This window comes from Stenotrophomonas sp. STEN021 (assembly GCF_056760175.1).
In genome coordinates this window covers 1-16,520 of sequence record NZ_JBRREH010000101.1, presented here as the reverse complement: position 1 = coordinate 16,520, position 16,520 = coordinate 1, and the positions used below count along the sequence as shown (strand labels likewise).

Here is a 16,520-nt window from a genome sequence, read left to right as displayed (position 1 = left end):
CCCCCCCCCCCCCCCCCCCCCCCCCCCGCCGCGCCTGTGTCGCCCCGGGTCGGGCCCCCCCGCCCCCGCCTCCCCCCCCCCCCCCCCCCCCCCCCCCCCCCCCCCCCCCCCCCCCCCCCCCCACTACCCATACCCCGGTCAAATGAGATTCATTCCCATCTAATGGAAATCGGCTAGAATAGGCCGGTCTCCAATCTACGAATCACGGCATGTCTTCCGCTTTTGGCGCCGAAACGGTGCTTGAAGTCCGTCATTGGACGGACGCCTACTTCAGTTTCTCCACTACCCGTGACAGCGGCTTCCGCTTCGAGAATGGCCAGTTCGTGATGATCGGGCTGGAAAACGAAAACGAAGGCGCGCGTCCGGTGATGCGCGCCTATTCCATCGCCAGCGCCAACTGGGAAGAGCAACTGCACTTCTTCAGCATCAAGGTGCAGGAAGGTGCGCTGACCTCGCGCCTGCAGCATCTCAAGCCCGGCGACAAGGTGCTGGTCGGCAAGAAGCCCACCGGCACCCTGCTGATCAGCGATCTGCATCCCGGCAAGCACCTCTACCTGCTGGGTACCGGCACCGGCCTGGCACCGTGGTTGAGCGTGGTCAAGGACCCGGAAACCTACGAACGCTTCGAGAAGGTGATCGTCTGCCACGGCGTGCGTTACGAGAAAGACCTCGCCTACCGCGAGTACTTCGAGCAGGAACTGCCCAACGACGAGATCCTCGGCGATATCGTCCGCGACAAGCTGCTGTATTACCCGGCGGTCACCCGCGAGCCCTTCCCCAACCAGGGCCGCCTGACCTCGCTGATGGAAAGCGGACAGATGCAGGAAGCGCTTGGCCTGCCGCAGCTGGACCCGGCCAATGACCGCTTCATGATCTGCGGCAGCCCGCAGATGCTGGCCGACCTGCGCAGCGTGCTGGACGCACGCGGCTTCGAGGTCTCCACGCGCATCGGCACCGCGGGCCACTATGTGTTCGAGCGTGCCTTCGTCGAGAAGTGAGCCTGTAGGGTTTTCACCGACGATTGGCTGCTATGAACGCAGACAATGATGGCGTAGCGTAACGGCCGGATCGCACTGATCCGGCCGTTTTCAGTTCAGGGGAAAGGATTCATGGTTCCAAGCAGTTCCCGCAGCAGTTTCATCGACAACCAGCGCAGTGTGTTGCTCGACGAACTGGCGCAATGCCAGCAACGTGCGCATACCGCAAAACAGGCGATGGGCGCTGCCTACCCCGCCGCATGCCAGGCCGCCCAGGCAATGCGCCCGGCGTTCGAAGAAGGTCTGGCGCAGGCACGCCGCAATACGTTGCAACACGGCCGCAAAGGCACCTTGGGGCCAGCGCTGAGTTTGCGCGCCAGCTTGGGCAGCGGCGGCGTTCGCACCGTGGCCTGGTTGCTGCTGCTCGGCAGCCTGGCGTTGTATGGGCCGGTTCGGAACTTCTGCGGGCAGCTGGCGTACACGCTACCCTTCCCGACCAGCATGCTGTTCCTGCTGTTCGTCTACATTCCGCCGGGCCTGGTGCTGTATGCACTGCTGGTTTGGCTTGGCCGCTACCGCATGTCAAAGCGCAATGCCGCCGCAGGGCTGGCATCGATCGATGCGCTGGGCAAGCGCCAGCTGCAGCTGCACGCCTTCGGCAAGAAGCACGACGATGGCCGCAGCCACCCCTACCCCGTCATCCGCGCGCCCGCACCCTCGGTGGAAAAGATGGGCAACAGTTGGCAGCTCGGTGACAAGCATGACAACTCCAACGCGGTGATGGTCGGCGTGAGCTCCGATGTCGCCACCGACAAGGACCCCGACATCTTCATCCGCCTGCCGCTCAACGGCCACCCCGGCGGTCTTGTGCGCGTTCGCGCCGAAGCGGACGCGCACGCCGCGACGTGGACTCCGGTGGCCGCCAACCTGGCCCCCCTGCTGGCACCGATGGCCCAGCCCATCCTCGACCTGCAGGCATTGAGCGCACCGCACGAGCGGGAGCTGCAGCTTCAGCAATCGCTGCTGACCCGGCTGGCCTCGCTGGACAAGCTGGAAGCCAACTGGAAGGACGTCGCCATCCCGGAGCAGACCCTGGAACAGGTGATCAAGCTGGTGGACCGTTTTGCCGCCGGCACCCCGCCACTGCCCAAGGGCATGTTGCTGTGGGGCCCACCTGGCACCGGCAAGACCCTGATCGCGCGCAAACTGGCCGAGCACGTGGACTGCAACTTCGTCGCAGTCACCATCGCCGATCTCAAAGGCCAGCACATCGGCCACACCGGCCCCAAGGTCAAGAAAATCTGGGAAGACGCGCGCAGCAAAGGCCCGACCATTCTGTTCGTGGACGAATGCGAAAGCGCGTTCGCGCGCCGTGGCAGCCGCGACACCGATAATTTCGGCAACGAGCTGGTGCAGACCTTCATTGCCGAATGGGACGGCTTCAACCAGGGCAGCGGCAATGTGCTGGTGATTGGTGCCACCAACCGCCAGGAGCTGATCGATGATGCGGTGCTGTCCCGCTTCACCGTCTCCATCGAACTTGCCGCACCCAATGCCGAAGCGCGCGAGCGCATCCTGCTGGCCGAGTTCGGCAAGGCGCAGCTGGCATTGCCGGTAACCGAGGCACTGGTGCGCGAGACCGCCGGCATGTCCGGCCGCGATCTGTCCACCCTGATCACCAGCGTGGTCTCCACCCATCCGGCCGGGCGCCCTGCGCAAAGCGACTTCAGCGCAGCCATCGCACGCCTGCGCGGCAAGAGCTCCACCTCGGTGCAGACCCTGGGCTGGGATGACGTGATCGTGCCGGCCAGCACCCGCGCCGAATTCGAAAGTCTCGGCAAGGAACTGCTGCATGCCGAAGAACTGGCGCGGATGAACATTCCGGTGCCACGCGGCATCCTGCTGTATGGCCCGCCTGGTACCGGCAAGACCCAGATCGCGCGCGTACTGGCCAGCCAGTCCGGGCTGTCCTTCATCGCCGCCTCCTCGGCGGAGGTCAAGGGCCAGTTCCTCGGCGACGGCGCAGCACGGGTCAAGCAGCTGTTCGAGAAAGCCCGGGCGCAGGCACCGTGCATCCTGTTCCTTGATGAGATCGACACCATTGCCCCACCGCGAGGCAGTGGCAATTCCGACAAGTTGAACGCCGAAATCGTCGCCCAGCTACTGCAGGAACTGGACGGCATCAGCACCAAACAAGGCCAGGTGTTCCTGCTTGCCGCCAGCAACCACCTCGAAGCCATCGACAGCGCCCTGCTGTCGCGACTGGAGCGCAAGATCCAGATCGGTCTGCCGGATGTGGACGCACGCGCCGCCATCCTGCGCCTGCAGCTGGCCGGCAAGCCGCTGGATTTTGCCGTGGACGAGGTGCTTGGCACCCTGGCAGCCGCCACCGAAGGCAGCTCCGGCCGCGACCTGCAGTCACTGGTCACCGCTGCCACCCGCCGCGCCCTGCAACGCGCCATGGCCGAACATGGCGACCCGACCAAGGTGCAGCTGCAACAGAAAGACCTGCTGGACGAAGCGGCGACCGATCCGGTCTAGCCGCTGACCAGGAACTCCGGGTTAGCCCAGCGCCGCCCGGATATCCGCCTCCAGCGCCTCCGGGCGCGCGGTCGGCGCGTAGCGGGCAATGACCTGGCCGTTGCGGCCAATCAGGAACTTGCTGAAGTTCCATTTGATCGCGGCGATGCCAAGCGCGCCGCGCTTCTGCCGCTGCAGCCACTGCCATAGCGGATCAGCATCGGTACCGTTGACCTTGAGCTTGGCCGACAGCGGGAAGCTGACGCCGTAGTTGATGCTGCAGAAATCCTGGATGGCGACGGAGTCGCCCGGCTCCTGATGGCCGAACTGGTCGCAGGGACAGCCCAACACCAGCAGCCCTTGCGGGCCCAGCGTCTGCCAAAGCTGCTCAAGCCCTTCGTATTGTGGCGTGAAGCCACATTTGGACGCGGTATTGACGATGAGCAGCACCTTTCCGTCAAACGCAGCCAACGGCAACGGGCGGCCATCCAGCGCGGTCAGTTCGAAATCGAAGGCATTGGGCATGGCGCGGCTCCTGACAGGATCGTCAGCCTACGCCATCACGGCACGAACGGCATGCAAAATGTGGCCTTTCAGCGCAACCATGCCATTCGACACACCCATGCAGGCGCGCCTGCAGGTACCCTGAAAGATCAGTCTTTTTACCGGAGTTTCCGCCTTGAACACCCGTCTCGCCCTCGCCCTTGCCGCGACCCTGGGTCTTGCCCTGCCGGCCTACAGCCACGCTGCAACCGCTGCGACCACCCAGTCGGCCCAGCAGGCCAATCCGTTCTTCGCTGAAAGCCCGCTGCCGCTGCACTATCCGCAGTTCGACAAGATCAAGGACGCCGACTTCGCGCCGGCCTTCGACGCCGGCATGGCGCAGCAGTTGCAGGAAGTGGAAGCGATCGCCAACAACCCGGCCGCGCCCACCTTTGAAAACACCCTGATCGCACTGGAAAACAGCGGCGCCGTGCTGGACCGTGCCACCACCGTGTTCTTCTCGCTGATCGGCGCCGACACCAATGACGCACGCAAGAAGCTGCAGGGCGATTATTCGGCAAAGTTCGCCGCGCACAGCGACGCCATCAACCTCAACGGCAGGCTGTTCGCTCGCATCGAGACCCTGTACAACAACCGCGCAAACCTGGGCCTGGACGCTGAAAGCCTGCGTCTGGTCGAGAAGTACCGCGACAACTTCGTCCGCGCCGGCGCCAAGCTGGGCGACGCCGACAAAGCCAAGCTCAAGGCGATGAACGCAGAGCTGGCCAACCTGGGCACCAAGTTCAGCCAGAACGTGCTGGCCGAGGTCAACGCCTCCTTCATCGTGGTTGACGACGTCAAGCAGCTGGACGGCCTGTCGGCCGAGCAGATCGCTGCTGCCGCCGAAGCTGCCAAGGCCCGCAAGCTGGATGGCAAGTACGTCATCGCCCTGCTCAACACCACCGGCCAGCCGCCGCTGACCAACCTGGCCAACCGCGAACTGCGCCAGAAGATCTACGAAGCCTCGATCTCGCGTGGCAGCAAGGGTGGCGAGTACGACAACACCGCGCTGGTGTCGCGCATCATGACCCTGCGTGCAGAGAAGGCAGCACTGATGGGCTTCCCGAACTTTGCTGCTTATTCGCTGGGCAACCAGACCGCCAAGACCCCGGAAGCCGTCAACGCGATGCTCGGCCAGCTGGCCCCGGCCGCCGTCACCAACGCCAAGCGCGAAGCCGCCGACCTGCAGGCGATGATCGACAGCGAGCAGAAGGCCGCCGGCAAGCCGACGTTCGAACTGCAGCCGTGGGATTGGGCCTTCTACAGCGAGAAGGTGCGCCAGGCCAAGTACAACTTCGACGAATCGCAGCTCAAGCCCTACTTCGAACTGAAGAACGTGCTGGAGAACGGCGTGTTCTTCGCCGCCGGCAAGGAATTCGGCCTGAGCTTCAAGCAGCGCACCGACCTGCCGGTCTACCACGACGACGTCACCGTCTATGACGTGTTCGACGCCGATGGCAGCCAGCTGGCGATCTTCATCTTCGACCCGTATGCACGCGAGTCCAAGCGTGGCGGTGCGTGGATGAATGCCTACGTGTCACAGTCGGGCCTGACCGGTGACAAGCCGGTGGTGGCCAACCACCTCAACATCCCCAAGCCGCCGGCCGGCAAGCCGACCCTGCTGACCTGGGACGAAGTGAACACCACCTTCCACGAGTTCGGCCATGCACTGCACGGTATGTTCTCGGACGTGAAGTACCCGTACTTCGCTGGCACCGCAGTGCCGCGCGACTTCGTCGAGTTCCCCTCGCAGGTGAACGAGATGTGGTCCGACGAGCCGACCATCCTGGCCAACTACGCCAAGCACTACCAGAACGGCTCGGCGATGCCGCAGGCGCTGCTGGACAAGGTGATTGCTGCGTCCAAGTTCAACCAGGGCTTTGCCACCACCGAATACCTGGGCGCGGCGATGCTGGACCAGAACTGGCACCAGATCGGCGTTGGCCAGATCCCGGCACCGAAGGACGTGATGAAGTTCGAGCATGAAGCGCTGGTCAAGGACGGCATCTACTACGCGCCGGTCCCGCCGCGTTACAAGACCCCGTACTTCAGCCACATCATGGGCGGCTACTCGGCCGGCTACTACGCCTACATCTGGTCGGAAGTGCTGGACGCCAACACCCAGAAGTGGTTCCGCGAAAATGGCGGCCTGTCGCGCGCCAACGGTGATCATTTCCGCAAGACCCTGCTGTCCAAGGGCGGCAGCGTCGATGCGATGGAGCTGTTCCGCAACTTCGCCGGCCACGAGCCGCAGATCGAGCCGCTGCTGGAGAAGCGTGGCCTGACCACCGGTGCTGCTGCCAAGTAAGCAGTTGCTGGTTTTGATGGAATGAAAACGCCCGGCTTTGCCGGGCGTTTTCTTTTGCGTGGTGCAGCCAGACCAAAAGCTCCCCTCATCCGCCCTCCGGGCAGCCTGAAGCCGCTCTGCCGAACCCCTACCGCCCACCCTCCACAACAACGGTAGCGGTCATGCCGTTGGCCAACACGACGCCCTTCGCAAGCGAACCTGCATCCAGCTTGATCCGCACCGGAATCCGCTGCGCCAAGCGCACCCAGTTGTAGGTCGGATTCACATTGGCCAGCAGATCACTGCCAGTGGGACTATCCGCATCGGTGATGCCATGCGAAATGCTCTCGATGTGCCCATGCAGCTCCTGCCCGCTCATCAACTGCACGCGCGTGCTATCGCCCACATGCAGCTGCGCCAGCTTGGTTTCCTCGAAATAGCCGTAGACCCAGAACGAGTTGGTATCGATCACCGCCAACTTGGCGGCCCCCGCCGTGGCGTAGTCGCCCTGCCGCACTTCCAGATTGGTGACATAGCCATCCACCGGCGCGCGCACCTGCGTACGCTCCAGATTCAACTCTGCAGTATCCAAGGCCGCCTGCGCCTGCTCCACCGCAGCCAGTGCCTGCTGCTGCGAGGCACTGGCTTGTTGCCTGCTGGCCTGCGCCTGCGCAACCCCGGCGCGTGCGGCCTGCGCCGCACTGAGCGCATCGGAACGCGCCTCTTCGGAGATCAAACTGCCAGTGATGCGTTGGCGACGCTCGTACTGCAACTCGTAGCGGCTGGCATTGGCACTCTGCTGCGCCGCGCCGGCTGCTGCGACCTGGATGCTGGCACCGGCCGCACGCGCCGATGCCTGCGCGGCAGCCAGGTTGCCGCGCGCCTGGTTCAAGGCGTTCTGGTAGCGCGCCGGGTCGATCTGGTAGAGCACCTCGCCGCGTTTCACCAGCTGATTGTCGCGTACCGCCACCGCGCTGACCGGACCTGACACATCCGGCGCCACCCGTACCACCTCGGCACGCAGGCGACCTTCGCGGGTCCATGGCGAATACATGTAATGACGCCACATCGCCATCGCGATCAGGGCGGCAATCACCACTGCCACTGCAGTGATGGAGAAACGAAGCATGGATTGGACTTTGGGAGTCATGGAAGTTCTCAGAACAGCAGCAGGCCGAAGCCACCAAACAGACAGATGAAGATCGCGGTACGGAACAGGGCCGGGTGCCAGACATTGCGATACCAACCGCGGCGGCCGGCCAAGGAGTCCAGCGCCCACAGCACGATGCAGACAACGACGAACAACAACAGCAAGCCAGGAAACAGGGTTCCCGCGAATGCGATTTCAATAGGCATGGCCTAGACTCTCCTGGCTTGAGTCAAGTGGCGCGATGTACGCCGCCATCACCGAGCTGTCATCCACCATGGCCAGTCGCACCAAGCGCAGATGCAGCAGCACGCGTGCCGCAACGCCCCCGTCCTTGGCCTGACTGCGGGCAAGCTCGATGGCGGCAGTCAGTACACTGTCGACGTGTTGCCAAGCCGTTGTGCCGGGTATTGCGAAGAAGTCGGCCAGCGCCAACACCACATCGTCCACACGTTGGTGCAGCTGCGTCGATGCAGGCTCATGGGTGACGTCCTGCCGCAGGTGGATCAGCGCACGGCCGGTTTCGTTTACTGCCAAGGCCCATGCCAGCTGCACACGTGATTCCTCGCTGCCAGCTACGGTGTGAGCGACGATCTGATGCAGCAGGTCGCTGTTGGTGCTCTCAAAACGATGCTGCAGGCCACGCAACGGTGCCTGCGCTGCCAGGCCAACCTGCGCGCGCAGGCCGGCCATCTGCCGTCTGCGCAGCCACGCCGTACCCACCAGTGGCGGCATCAGCGCGAAACTCAACACCGCCGCACCCATCGCCATCATCTGCGAGGTGCCTTCGTTGAAAAAACGCACCGGATCGAAGGCGTGCACACCGGTAATGGCCAGGATGTTGACCAACCCCATCGTGTAACCCAGGCCGAACACCGCCAGCTTGGGCCGGCTGACCAGATAAGGGCCAACCATGAAGAACGGCAGCAACCCGGCAACCAACAAGGTGAAGCCCTCCATCCGCGTCAGCACCATGTAGTCGCAGACATAAGCGGCCAGCACGCCAATCAGATATCCCCAGGCAACCTTGCCGGTCATCCGCGCGGCATTGGGCATGGTGGCAAACAGGCCCGAAAAAATCGTCGCCAACAGCATCACATTGACAGCCATCGCCCAGCCACTGGCGGCCCACAATGCACCCAGCAACAACATGGTGATGGCAGTGCGGGCGAACGCCACTGCGGCCCCCAGGTAATCATTGCCACGGACGAACCGGGCCCGCGCGTCGTCCTCGGTCGGCGCCACCTGCAAGGTCAGTTGCCGACGTGCATGCACATACTGCTCAAGCTCCTTGACGAAGCGCCGCAACAACTGTGCACCAACATCGAAATCCTCTACCTGCGCGGCACCGCTCAGCTCTCTGCGCAGTTGGTCAGCACGCGTCGCCAGGCTTCTGCGCACCTCGTGGATCTGCTCGGCCAGCTGCGCGGGCGACTGCTCGCTTGACTGCAGGGCCGCCCCCAGCGGCCGGTACAGTGCCTGCAAGGCCTGGCCGGCAGCTGGATCTGGCTGCCGCAACAGACGATTGATCAGATGATGCAGGGACTGGAAGCTGGTTGATGCCGCCATGAAACGTTGGTTGAAGCGCTGCAGGTGCGCGCTCCGAGCGCGCGCTTCGCCATCCTCGAAGATCACCGAGCTGCGCAGGTCTTCCAATGTCACCGCATCGCGCACCACTCGCAGATGGGCCTGTTCCATCTGCTCACGCGGCATCTCGCCCAGCAGCGCTCCGCGCATGAAGGTGAGGAAGTTCTCGTACTGATTGGTGACCGCGGTGCGCAGGGTATCGCGCAGCCGTACCGGGAAGATCGTGTCGCTGATGACCGCGGTGACCAGCAGCCCCAGCAGCACCTCACTGATGCGCGCCACCGCTGAATCGAAGACCTGCCCTGGATGCGTGGAGATTACTGGCAAGGCAATGATGGCCGCGGTGTAGCCGGCCAGCACGAAGGCATAGGATTTGAAGTTGCGATGCAAGGTGGCGCCAGCAGTACAGCCAGCGATCCACAATGCCATCAGCAGCAGGAACGGCTCGCGCTGCTGCGGGAACAAGGCAACGATCAACAATGCACCGGCCGCGCCAACAAAGGTGCCAAGTACCCGGTAGAACGCTTTTGCCAGCACCATGCCGCTTTGCCGATGCATGACGATGACCGTGGTCATCATGGCCGTGCCAGGTTGCGGCAGTTGCAGGCGCATCGCCAGCCAACCGGTCAGGAAGAAGGCCACGGTGGTACGCAGCACGAACAGCCAGGTGTCGGCCTCGCCCTTGAGAAAGCCGCGCATGCCGGCGTGCCAGGGCAATGCCGCGGGCGCGTTTGCCGATGATGGGGTTACGGACATGAGGTACTCAGTTCGCCTCGATGCCGTCCAGCATCTTTTTCAGCAGTCGCTCGAGCTGGTGCTGTTCCTCCTCCTCAAGGCCCTGCACCTGCATGACCAGCAACTCCGCCATCTTCGGCAACAGCCTCTGTATGCAGGCAAGGCCGGCAGCGGTGAGATGCAGGCCCAGCTTGCGCCGGTCATTGGTATCCGGAATCCGCTCCAGCAGGCCCTTGTTGCACAGCTGGTCGGTGAGCCGGGTGATATTGGCCGATTTCTCTGTGGCGGCTTCGGCCAGTTCCGATGGCGTCAGCGGATGCCCCGGCGTTCCGTACAACATCATCAGGATGTTGTATTCGGCGTGGCTGAGGTCGAAATCACGCAGCACGGCATTGGCGCGGTCATGGACCGTTTTGTAGATGCCCTTGACCAGGCGCACCAGTACCGCCGGTTCACGCGGAAACCCGGGCCAGCGCGCACAGGTGGCATCAATCCGGGTTTCGGTCGCGTCGAAGCTGCTCATGGGCTATCCAGCTCATCCTGGGAGGAGATGGATAATACACAACTGTAATATAAACTTCTAAAACAGTTTTGCGGTTACAGCGTTCCATGTTCAGCGTGGTGCCACATATCCCTCCCGAACCCCGCGCGGCGACAACACCAATTGCCACAACTGCGAGTGGCGGGTGCGGAAGGTCGCCATCGAGGCGGCCAGGTAGAAACGCCACATGCGCCGAAAACGCTCGTCGTAACGTGCGTCCAGCTGCTCCCACGCCGCCTCGACGTTGTCGCGCCAGGCCTGCAGGGTACGGTCGTAGTCGGTGCCGAAGTTGTGCCAGTCCTCCAACACGAACAGTCCCTCCATCGCGTGGGTGATCTGCGCTGCCGAGGGCAGCATGGAGTTGGGGAAGATGTACTTGGCGATCCACCGATCGGTGCGATCGCGGCTGACGTTGGTGCCAATGCTGTGTAGCAGGAACTGGCCCTGCTCGCCCAGGCAGCGCCGGGCAACCTCGAAATAACTGCGGTAATTCTTGACCCCGACATGCTCGAACATGCCTATCGAGAAGATGGCGTCGAAGTGCTCGTCCAGCTCGCGGTAATCCTGCAGGCGTATCTCTACCGGCAACCCGGCACACAATTCGCGGGCAAATTCGGCCTGCTCCTGCGAGATGGTCACGCCCACCCCCTGTACGCCATAGCGCTCGGCCGCGTACTTCAGAGCCTCACCCCAGCCACAACCTATATCCAGCACGCGCATGCCTGGCTGCAGGCCAAGCTTGCGGCAGATCAGTTCGAGCTTGGCTTCCTGCGCGTCATCCAGAGTGCTGGCATTGCGCCAGTAACCGCAGCTATACACCAGCCGCTTGCCGAGCATGGCCCGGTACAGATCGTTGCCGAGGTCGTAGTGACGCTTGCCGACCTCGTAGCTGCCCTGCCCGCTCTGCAGGTTGAACAGCTTGGCCTTGAGCGCATCCCAGACCTCACCACCGCCATGCACACGTTCGTCCAGCCGCGCATCCAGCAGATGGGTGAGCAGGCCATCCAGCGAATGCGCCTGCCACCAGCCTTCCATATAGCTTTCGCCCAGCCCGAGCGAGCCGTCGGCCAGCACCCGCGCATAGAAGCGCGGGTCGAGGATGTCCAGGTCCTGTGGCCTATCACCGCCAGGGGTGATATCGGCCTCCTGCAGCAGTGCTTCCACACGTCGTTGCAGCCCTGCATCCATCACTGACCTCCTGTGTATCAGGGGTGCGCGAACAGCCCCTGGTAAGCCGCCGCCACATGCGGCAACAACACCGCAGCCGGCACATCCACCGTCTGCGTGCCATCCGAATACGGCCCCACCTGGTAGGGCGGGAACACGAAACGCAGCGCCGAAATCTTGCCCGCGGCATCAAGCACCGGTTGGAACTGACCGAAGTTGGTGGCGTCGGCGGTGGTGCCTTCGTCAATCATCTTGGACAGGTTGCGGACCTGGGCCTGCTGCTCCTCCGGCGACATGTCCTCGCCCTGTGCACGCACCGTAGCCTGCTCCAGCAGCTTGTCCTCGGTGAAATCACTGATCGCCTGCCAGCCCTTGGCCGAGGTAATGAGGTCTTCTGCCTTGAGCAGCTGCTGCTGCTCGGGCAGCCATACAAAACGGGCTACCAGCGGCTGGCCGTGGGCACCACCGGTATAGCTGCTGCCATCGGCGGAAACGGCGACCACTGCGGGCGATTCCACCAGCATGTCGAAGGCCAGTGACAGTTCATACGGCGCGGTCGGCTTGTCGTTGCCGAGCTCGGCGACCGACTTCAACAGGTCGGCCTTGGCGTGGCCGGCATAGTCACTCAGCGCATTGGCCAGGCCCGGGTACTTGGCTGCTGCCGGCGGGAAACTTATGCCGATGACATAGCTGGGGGTGTTTTCAATCACATCGCGCAGATCGGCTGCCGCAGGCGCGACCGCAACCGGTGCCTGCACCGGTTCCGCGGCCGGTGCGCCAGGCGCACCTTGCTCATCCTGCTTGCAACCAGCCAATGCCAACAGCAATACCGCTGCAGCAGACGATCCCCGTACCAACCTGTTCATGCCCTTTCATCCCTTGGATTTTGTGCGGCCGCCCGGTCGGGCTTGGCCATGCCAGTGGAATTATCCCAGCAGGTCCGCATATTCGCCATGACGTTGCATGAAAGCCGCGGCATAGGCGCAGGCCGGTATCACCTTCCAGCCAGCAGCACGGGCGTGCTCCAGCGCGAAGCGGGTCAATGCTGCGGCAATGCCGCGGCCTCCGATGGCCTCGGGTACCCCGGTATGGGTGATGACCATGACGCCATCATCCAGTTCGTAATCCAGTACGGCACGCTGGCCATCGACCAGGGTCCGGAACCGGCTTGCAGCTGCATCATGTTCGATCTCTGGCACTGGCGATTTGTTCAAGCTCATGAGTACTCCTGCGGAACGCGATGGATTCGATGAAAGCGGTGTGATGACGCAGCCGATCAGACAGAAGCGCCGCTTTACGTCACTTTCCGACATCGGCGCCATCAGCGCCACCGCAATCAACGCACGGGCTGCCCCTCAAAAGCTGGCACGGGATTTGCTGTGTACACCTGTAGTGAACCGACAGCAGCCGAGGTGTCCCATGCTCGACAACGACCGCACGATGCAGATCCCGTCCAACGACCATGATTCCACCCTGCTGGAGGGCCTGTTCCAGCTGGCCGTCGCCGGCGACACCAACGGCTGGGAATTCAAGAAGATCGACAGCGAAGTCTATTCGCGCCTGCTCGACAGCTACGCTGCCTGAGCCAGCTCCAAGCGTTCGCGCGCGGCGCGCCCAAGGCGCAGCTGCCGCAACGAAGCGGGGCCGCGACGACACGATGCGCGCGGCCCCTGGCATGAGGGGCGAGACAGCCCCCAGCGCCCTCTCCGCCGATCAGAAGCGGAAAGTAGGATTCATCAGGTTCTGCAGGAAGTGCTGCAGCAGCTCCGGCTCCATGATCAGCATGAACATCACACCGAACGCGGCACCGGCCAGGTGTGCGCTGTGATTGACGTTGTCGCCCCCCTTCTTGTCCATCCAGATGCTGTAGCCGACGTAGAACGCGGCATACAGAATGGCCGGCGCCGGAATGAACATCACCAGGATCAGCTTCCACGGCGCGATCAGGATGTAGGCGAACAGCACCGCCGACACCGCCCCTGAAGCTCCCAGGCTCAGATAGTTCGGGTTCTTCTGGTTCTTCAGATAGGTCGGCAGGATCGATACCACCAGCGCCGCCAGGTAGAACAGCGGGTAGACCCACCACTGCCCGGTGATGCCGAGCATGATGACTTCAATCGAGCGGCCGAAGAAGTACAGGGTTACCATGTTGAACAACAGGTGGCCGAAGTCGGCATGGATGAACCCATAGGTCACCAGCCGGTCGTACTGCTTGTGCTTGTCGATTGCCGGCGGCCACAGGATCAGCCGGTCAGCCAGCTTGCGGTTGTTGAACGCCATCCACGACACCAGCGCGGTGATGGCGATCAGGATCAGGGTAATCGGTCCTTGCATGTTCAAATCGCCCGGTAGTTGTCGACGACTTTATACCGTCGCGCGTACCAGCCGAAAGCCAGTGCTGCCAACAGTGCGAAGCCAGCGAAGAAAAACATCTGGAATGCCGTGACGCTCAAACCGGTGGTGGCGATGCTGCCGTTGACCGCATCGTTGCGCACCGCGAAATTGGCCAGCAGCACCCACAGGTTGCCGATGGTGGTGGTCAGGTTCCAGAAACTCATCACCACGCCTTTCATCGATTGCGGTGCCTGGCTGTAGGCGAACTCAAGGCCGGTGGCCGAAACCAGCACCTCGCCGAGGGTGAGCAGTGCGTACGGCAGGACCTGCCAGACAATGGACATCGGCTCACCGCCGTCCATGACCACCTGGATGCCACCAATCGCGATCCAGGCCAGACCGCTGAACGCGATACCCGCGGTCATCCGCCGCAATGCGGTCGGCTCCCAGCCCATCCGCGCCAGCATCGGGTACAACACAAGGTTGTTGAACGGGATCAGGATCATCACCAGCGCAGGGTTCAAGGCCTGCATCTGCCCCGCCTGGAACCAGGCCGGCTTGGTCATTTCGGCACCCTGGATGACCCAGGTGGATGCTTTCTGGTCGAACAATGAATGGAACGGGGTAACCAGGGCAAAAATCACCAGCACCCGCAGCACGCTGCGTACGCCGTCGACGGCTGCGTCGGGGTGAATGCCACGGGCGCGGTCCAGCTGCAGCCATGCGCCACCGCCAATGAAGGCGATCACCACCACCAGCGCGATACAGGCGGCAATCACGAAGCCCAACACCGGGGTCATCGCCAGCGAGACCACCGCAGCCACCAGACCCAGCCCGGCCAGCAGCAGGCCCGGCCGGCCCTTGCCTGCCTTGTGCGCGAACAGCGCGGTGCGGATGACCTTGCTGAAGGAATGCGGGTCATCGGCCATGTCCGGCTTGACCAGCACGTACTTCTTGCGGCCGAGCCAGAACACGAAAGTGGCAATGAACATCAGCAGGCCGGGAATACCGAACGCCACCGACGGGCCATAACTGGCCAACAACAGCGGCATCGTGAGCGATGCGAACAAGGAGCCGAAATTGATGATCCAGTAGAAGGCATCGAAGACCTTCTTGGCCAGATGCTTGTTGGTCTGGTCGAACTGGTCACCGACGAAGGAGGCGACCAACGGTTTGATGCCACCGGCACCAAAGGCGATCAGGCCAAGGCCGGCAAAGAAGCCCATGCGGTTGTCTTCAAACACCGCGAGGAAGGCATGGCCCAGGCAGTAAACCAGGCTGAACCACAGAATGGTGTTGTACTTGCCGAAGAAGCGATCCGCGATCCAGCCACCCAGCAACGGGAAGAAGTACACACCGATCATGAAGGTGTGCATCAGGTCCTTGGCCGCCAATGCCCGCTCACCCGAATCCAGGATGTGCTGCAGCAGGGTCGAGGTGATCAGGAACTGCACCAGGATGTTGCGCATCCCGTAGAAGCTGAACCGTTCGCAGCCCTCGTTGCCGATGATGTAAGGGATTTGGCGAGGCATCCGCCCCTTGGGCGCGGGTGTAGCTGCTACGTGGCTGGTCGTCATCTGCGGGCGATCCGTGAATACAAAGGTTGCAAGCGTAACGCATCAAACCGCCCGCCAGACCGGTTCTGCTCGGTAAAACACCTACCGCCCGCACCGGCAAAACCTTAGCTCATTCGCCTGCACGTCCCTTCGACGCATCAAGCGTTAGCATGACATCCCCTCATTTCGAGCCGTTCCAATGCTGCGCTGGGGTTGTTTTGGACTGTTGGTCCTGTCATTTGGCGTCATGGCCGAGCCGGTGCTGCCGGTCATCAAGGTCGCCAACCTGCGTCTACCCGACAGTGGTGAGATATGGACCGGTCAGCGCGACCGGATCGCTGCCCTGATGGAGGCCCTGCGACCAGACGTGATCGTCGTACAGGATGTACGCCATTTGGCCAACACCCCCAACCCAGCCTGCTGGCTGGGCACCCGCCTCAAATACAGCTGCGACTTCATCAGCGCCGACCGCCCCAGCCAACCGCTGCGTCGTGGCAACGCGGTGCTGACCCGCCTCAGCGCGCAGCAGGACGGCATCACCCTGTTGCACGGCGACGACGCCCCCACCGCCGCCGGCATGCAGCGTCTGCAGCTGCAGCAGGCGCAGCTGAACATCTATGCCGCCAGCATGTGCCCCAGCGACAACAGCCCGGTTGCGCGCGGCCACCAAGCCGCGGATCTGCGCTCGTGGATGGATGCCACCGCCGACGGCCTGCCGTCACTGATCATTGGCGAGTTTGCCGCGCCCACCGAAGAACTGGTGCGGCAGCTGCCAGGCTATCAGCCGGCGCGCAGGAACCCCTCAACCCGTCATGGCGAAGCCCAGCTGCCTGCCAATGCGCGACACGGCATGGACGTGCTGTACCAGGTGCGCAGTTTTGCCGATATCACCCAGCAGCCGGTTCAACTACCGGCCAGCGATGCACAGCCAGCAACCGAGCCGCTGGGCATGATGGCGACCCTGCGTATTACCCGGATTCCAGAGGCTGCTGCCGTCGAGCAGCCCTGAAGCGGCAACATAGCGGTAGTCGTTTGTGGGAGCCGGGGAAAACCCCCCGAGGGCGGGGGGGTCAACCGGTGGCGCGGTTGCCCCCGCCCGGGGGCCCGGGAGGCCGGGTAGGCCCCG

14 protein-coding genes and 1 pseudogene are annotated in these 16,520 nt (G+C 63.2%); 5 read left to right on the top strand and 10 right to left on the bottom strand.

The features are described from left to right. Positions 1–209: 209 nt before the first annotated feature. Both ACVOL0_RS17925 and ACVOL0_RS17920 read left to right on the top strand, forming a co-directional pair. Positions 210–998: a ferredoxin--NADP reductase gene (locus tag ACVOL0_RS17925; protein WP_481550234.1), complete on the top strand. Its 789-nt coding sequence runs from the start codon at positions 210–212 to the stop codon at positions 996–998. Between the two features lie 111 nt (positions 999–1,109). Then, positions 1,110–3,518 (top strand): AAA family ATPase, encoded by a 2,409-nt coding sequence (locus tag ACVOL0_RS17920; RefSeq protein ID WP_481550233.1) that lies wholly within the window; start codon positions 1,110–1,112, stop codon positions 3,516–3,518. 21 nt (positions 3,519–3,539) lie between these two features. Here the strand turns inward: ACVOL0_RS17920 and ACVOL0_RS17915 are convergent, their stop codons facing one another. Then, positions 3,540–4,022 (bottom strand): glutathione peroxidase, encoded by a 483-nt coding sequence (locus ACVOL0_RS17915; protein WP_481550232.1) that lies wholly within the window; start codon positions 4,020–4,022, stop codon positions 3,540–3,542. 154 nt (positions 4,023–4,176) lie between these two features. Here ACVOL0_RS17915 and ACVOL0_RS17910 point away from each other — a divergent pair, with 154 nt between their 5' ends. Further along, positions 4,177–6,348 carry a M3 family metallopeptidase gene (locus tag ACVOL0_RS17910; protein WP_481550231.1) on the top strand — a complete coding sequence of 724 codons (2,172 nt, stop codon included), beginning with the start codon at positions 4,177–4,179 and terminating at the stop codon, positions 6,346–6,348. Between the two features lie 127 nt (positions 6,349–6,475). Here the strand turns inward: ACVOL0_RS17910 and ACVOL0_RS17905 are convergent, their stop codons facing one another. The 7 genes from ACVOL0_RS17905 to ACVOL0_RS17875 form a co-directional block, all read right to left on the bottom strand. Next, positions 6,476–7,477, bottom strand: coding sequence for an HlyD family secretion protein (locus ACVOL0_RS17905; RefSeq protein ID WP_481550230.1), 1,002 nt, complete (start codon positions 7,475–7,477; stop codon positions 6,476–6,478). Between the two features lie 8 nt (positions 7,478–7,485). Further along, positions 7,486–7,683, bottom strand: a complete 198-nt coding sequence (locus ACVOL0_RS17900; protein ID WP_481550229.1) for a DUF1656 domain-containing protein — start codon at positions 7,681–7,683, stop codon at positions 7,486–7,488. After that, positions 7,673–9,817: an FUSC family protein gene (locus tag ACVOL0_RS17895; protein WP_481550228.1), complete on the bottom strand. Its 2,145-nt coding sequence runs from the start codon at positions 9,815–9,817 to the stop codon at positions 7,673–7,675. The genes ACVOL0_RS17900 and ACVOL0_RS17895 overlap by 11 nt, the downstream gene beginning before the upstream one ends. A 7-nt stretch (positions 9,818–9,824) precedes the next feature. Beyond that, complete coding sequence (locus ACVOL0_RS17890; RefSeq protein ID WP_481550227.1) at positions 9,825–10,319, bottom strand: MarR family winged helix-turn-helix transcriptional regulator; 495 nt, start codon at positions 10,317–10,319, stop codon at positions 9,825–9,827. A gap of 90 nt (positions 10,320–10,409) precedes the next feature. Next, on the bottom strand, positions 10,410–11,528 hold the full coding sequence (gene cfa / locus ACVOL0_RS17885) for a cyclopropane fatty acyl phospholipid synthase (protein ID WP_481550226.1): 1,119 nt from the start codon (positions 11,526–11,528) through the stop codon (positions 10,410–10,412). Positions 11,529–11,542: 14 nt separating this feature from the next. After that, entirely contained in the window at positions 11,543–12,370 is an 828-nt protein-coding gene (locus ACVOL0_RS17880; protein ID WP_481550225.1) for a DUF3298 and DUF4163 domain-containing protein, read from the bottom strand. A gap of 60 nt (positions 12,371–12,430) precedes the next feature. Continuing rightward, the gene (locus tag ACVOL0_RS17875) at positions 12,431–12,724 is read right to left on the bottom strand and encodes a GNAT family N-acetyltransferase (RefSeq protein ID WP_481550224.1); all 294 of its coding nucleotides are present in this window, start codon (positions 12,722–12,724) and stop codon (positions 12,431–12,433) included. Between the two features lie 199 nt (positions 12,725–12,923). Between ACVOL0_RS17875 and ACVOL0_RS17870 the strand changes: the two genes are divergently transcribed. Next, positions 12,924–13,088, top strand: a complete 165-nt coding sequence (locus tag ACVOL0_RS17870) for a hypothetical protein (protein WP_481550223.1) — start codon at positions 12,924–12,926, stop codon at positions 13,086–13,088. Between the two features lie 129 nt (positions 13,089–13,217). Here ACVOL0_RS17870 and ACVOL0_RS17865 read toward each other — a convergent pair whose 3' ends face one another. Continuing rightward, positions 13,218–13,838 (bottom strand): rhomboid family intramembrane serine protease, encoded by a 621-nt coding sequence (locus ACVOL0_RS17865; RefSeq protein ID WP_481550222.1) that lies wholly within the window; start codon positions 13,836–13,838, stop codon positions 13,218–13,220. A 2-nt stretch (positions 13,839–13,840) separates the two neighbouring features. Next, positions 13,841–15,442 (bottom strand): annotated as a pseudogene (locus ACVOL0_RS17860) (POT-type proton-dependent oligopeptide transporter); the annotation flags it as partial. 178 nt (positions 15,443–15,620) lie between these two features. On the opposite strand from ACVOL0_RS17860, the gene ACVOL0_RS17855 reads away from it, so the two are divergent. Next, positions 15,621–16,403: an endonuclease/exonuclease/phosphatase family protein gene (locus ACVOL0_RS17855; protein WP_481550221.1), complete on the top strand. Its 783-nt coding sequence runs from the start codon at positions 15,621–15,623 to the stop codon at positions 16,401–16,403. Positions 16,404–16,520: the final 117 nt, after the last annotated feature.

Excerpts from the sequence above, each read along its gene's own strand:
- ACVOL0_RS17925 (WP_481550234.1), top strand. The coding sequence starts at position 210 with ATGTCTTCCGCTTTTGGCGCCGAAACGGTGCTTGAAGTCCGTCATTGG.
- ACVOL0_RS17920 (WP_481550233.1), top strand. The coding sequence starts at position 1,110 with ATGGTTCCAAGCAGTTCCCGCAGCAGTTTCATCGACAACCAGCGCAGT.
- ACVOL0_RS17915 (WP_481550232.1), bottom strand. The coding sequence starts at position 4,022 with ATGCCCAATGCCTTCGATTTCGAACTGACCGCGCTGGATGGCCGCCCG.
- ACVOL0_RS17905 (WP_481550230.1), bottom strand. The coding sequence starts at position 7,477 with ATGACTCCCAAAGTCCAATCCATGCTTCGTTTCTCCATCACTGCAGTG.
- ACVOL0_RS17900 (WP_481550229.1), bottom strand. The coding sequence starts at position 7,683 with ATGCCTATTGAAATCGCATTCGCGGGAACCCTGTTTCCTGGCTTGCTG.
- ACVOL0_RS17895 (WP_481550228.1), bottom strand. The coding sequence starts at position 9,817 with ATGTCCGTAACCCCATCATCGGCAAACGCGCCCGCGGCATTGCCCTGG.
- ACVOL0_RS17890 (WP_481550227.1), bottom strand. The coding sequence starts at position 10,319 with ATGAGCAGCTTCGACGCGACCGAAACCCGGATTGATGCCACCTGTGCG.
- ACVOL0_RS17880 (WP_481550225.1), bottom strand. The coding sequence starts at position 12,370 with ATGAACAGGTTGGTACGGGGATCGTCTGCTGCAGCGGTATTGCTGTTG.
- ACVOL0_RS17875 (WP_481550224.1), bottom strand. The coding sequence starts at position 12,724 with ATGAGCTTGAACAAATCGCCAGTGCCAGAGATCGAACATGATGCAGCT.
- ACVOL0_RS17870 (WP_481550223.1), top strand. The coding sequence starts at position 12,924 with ATGCTCGACAACGACCGCACGATGCAGATCCCGTCCAACGACCATGAT.
- ACVOL0_RS17865 (WP_481550222.1), bottom strand. The coding sequence starts at position 13,838 with ATGCAAGGACCGATTACCCTGATCCTGATCGCCATCACCGCGCTGGTG.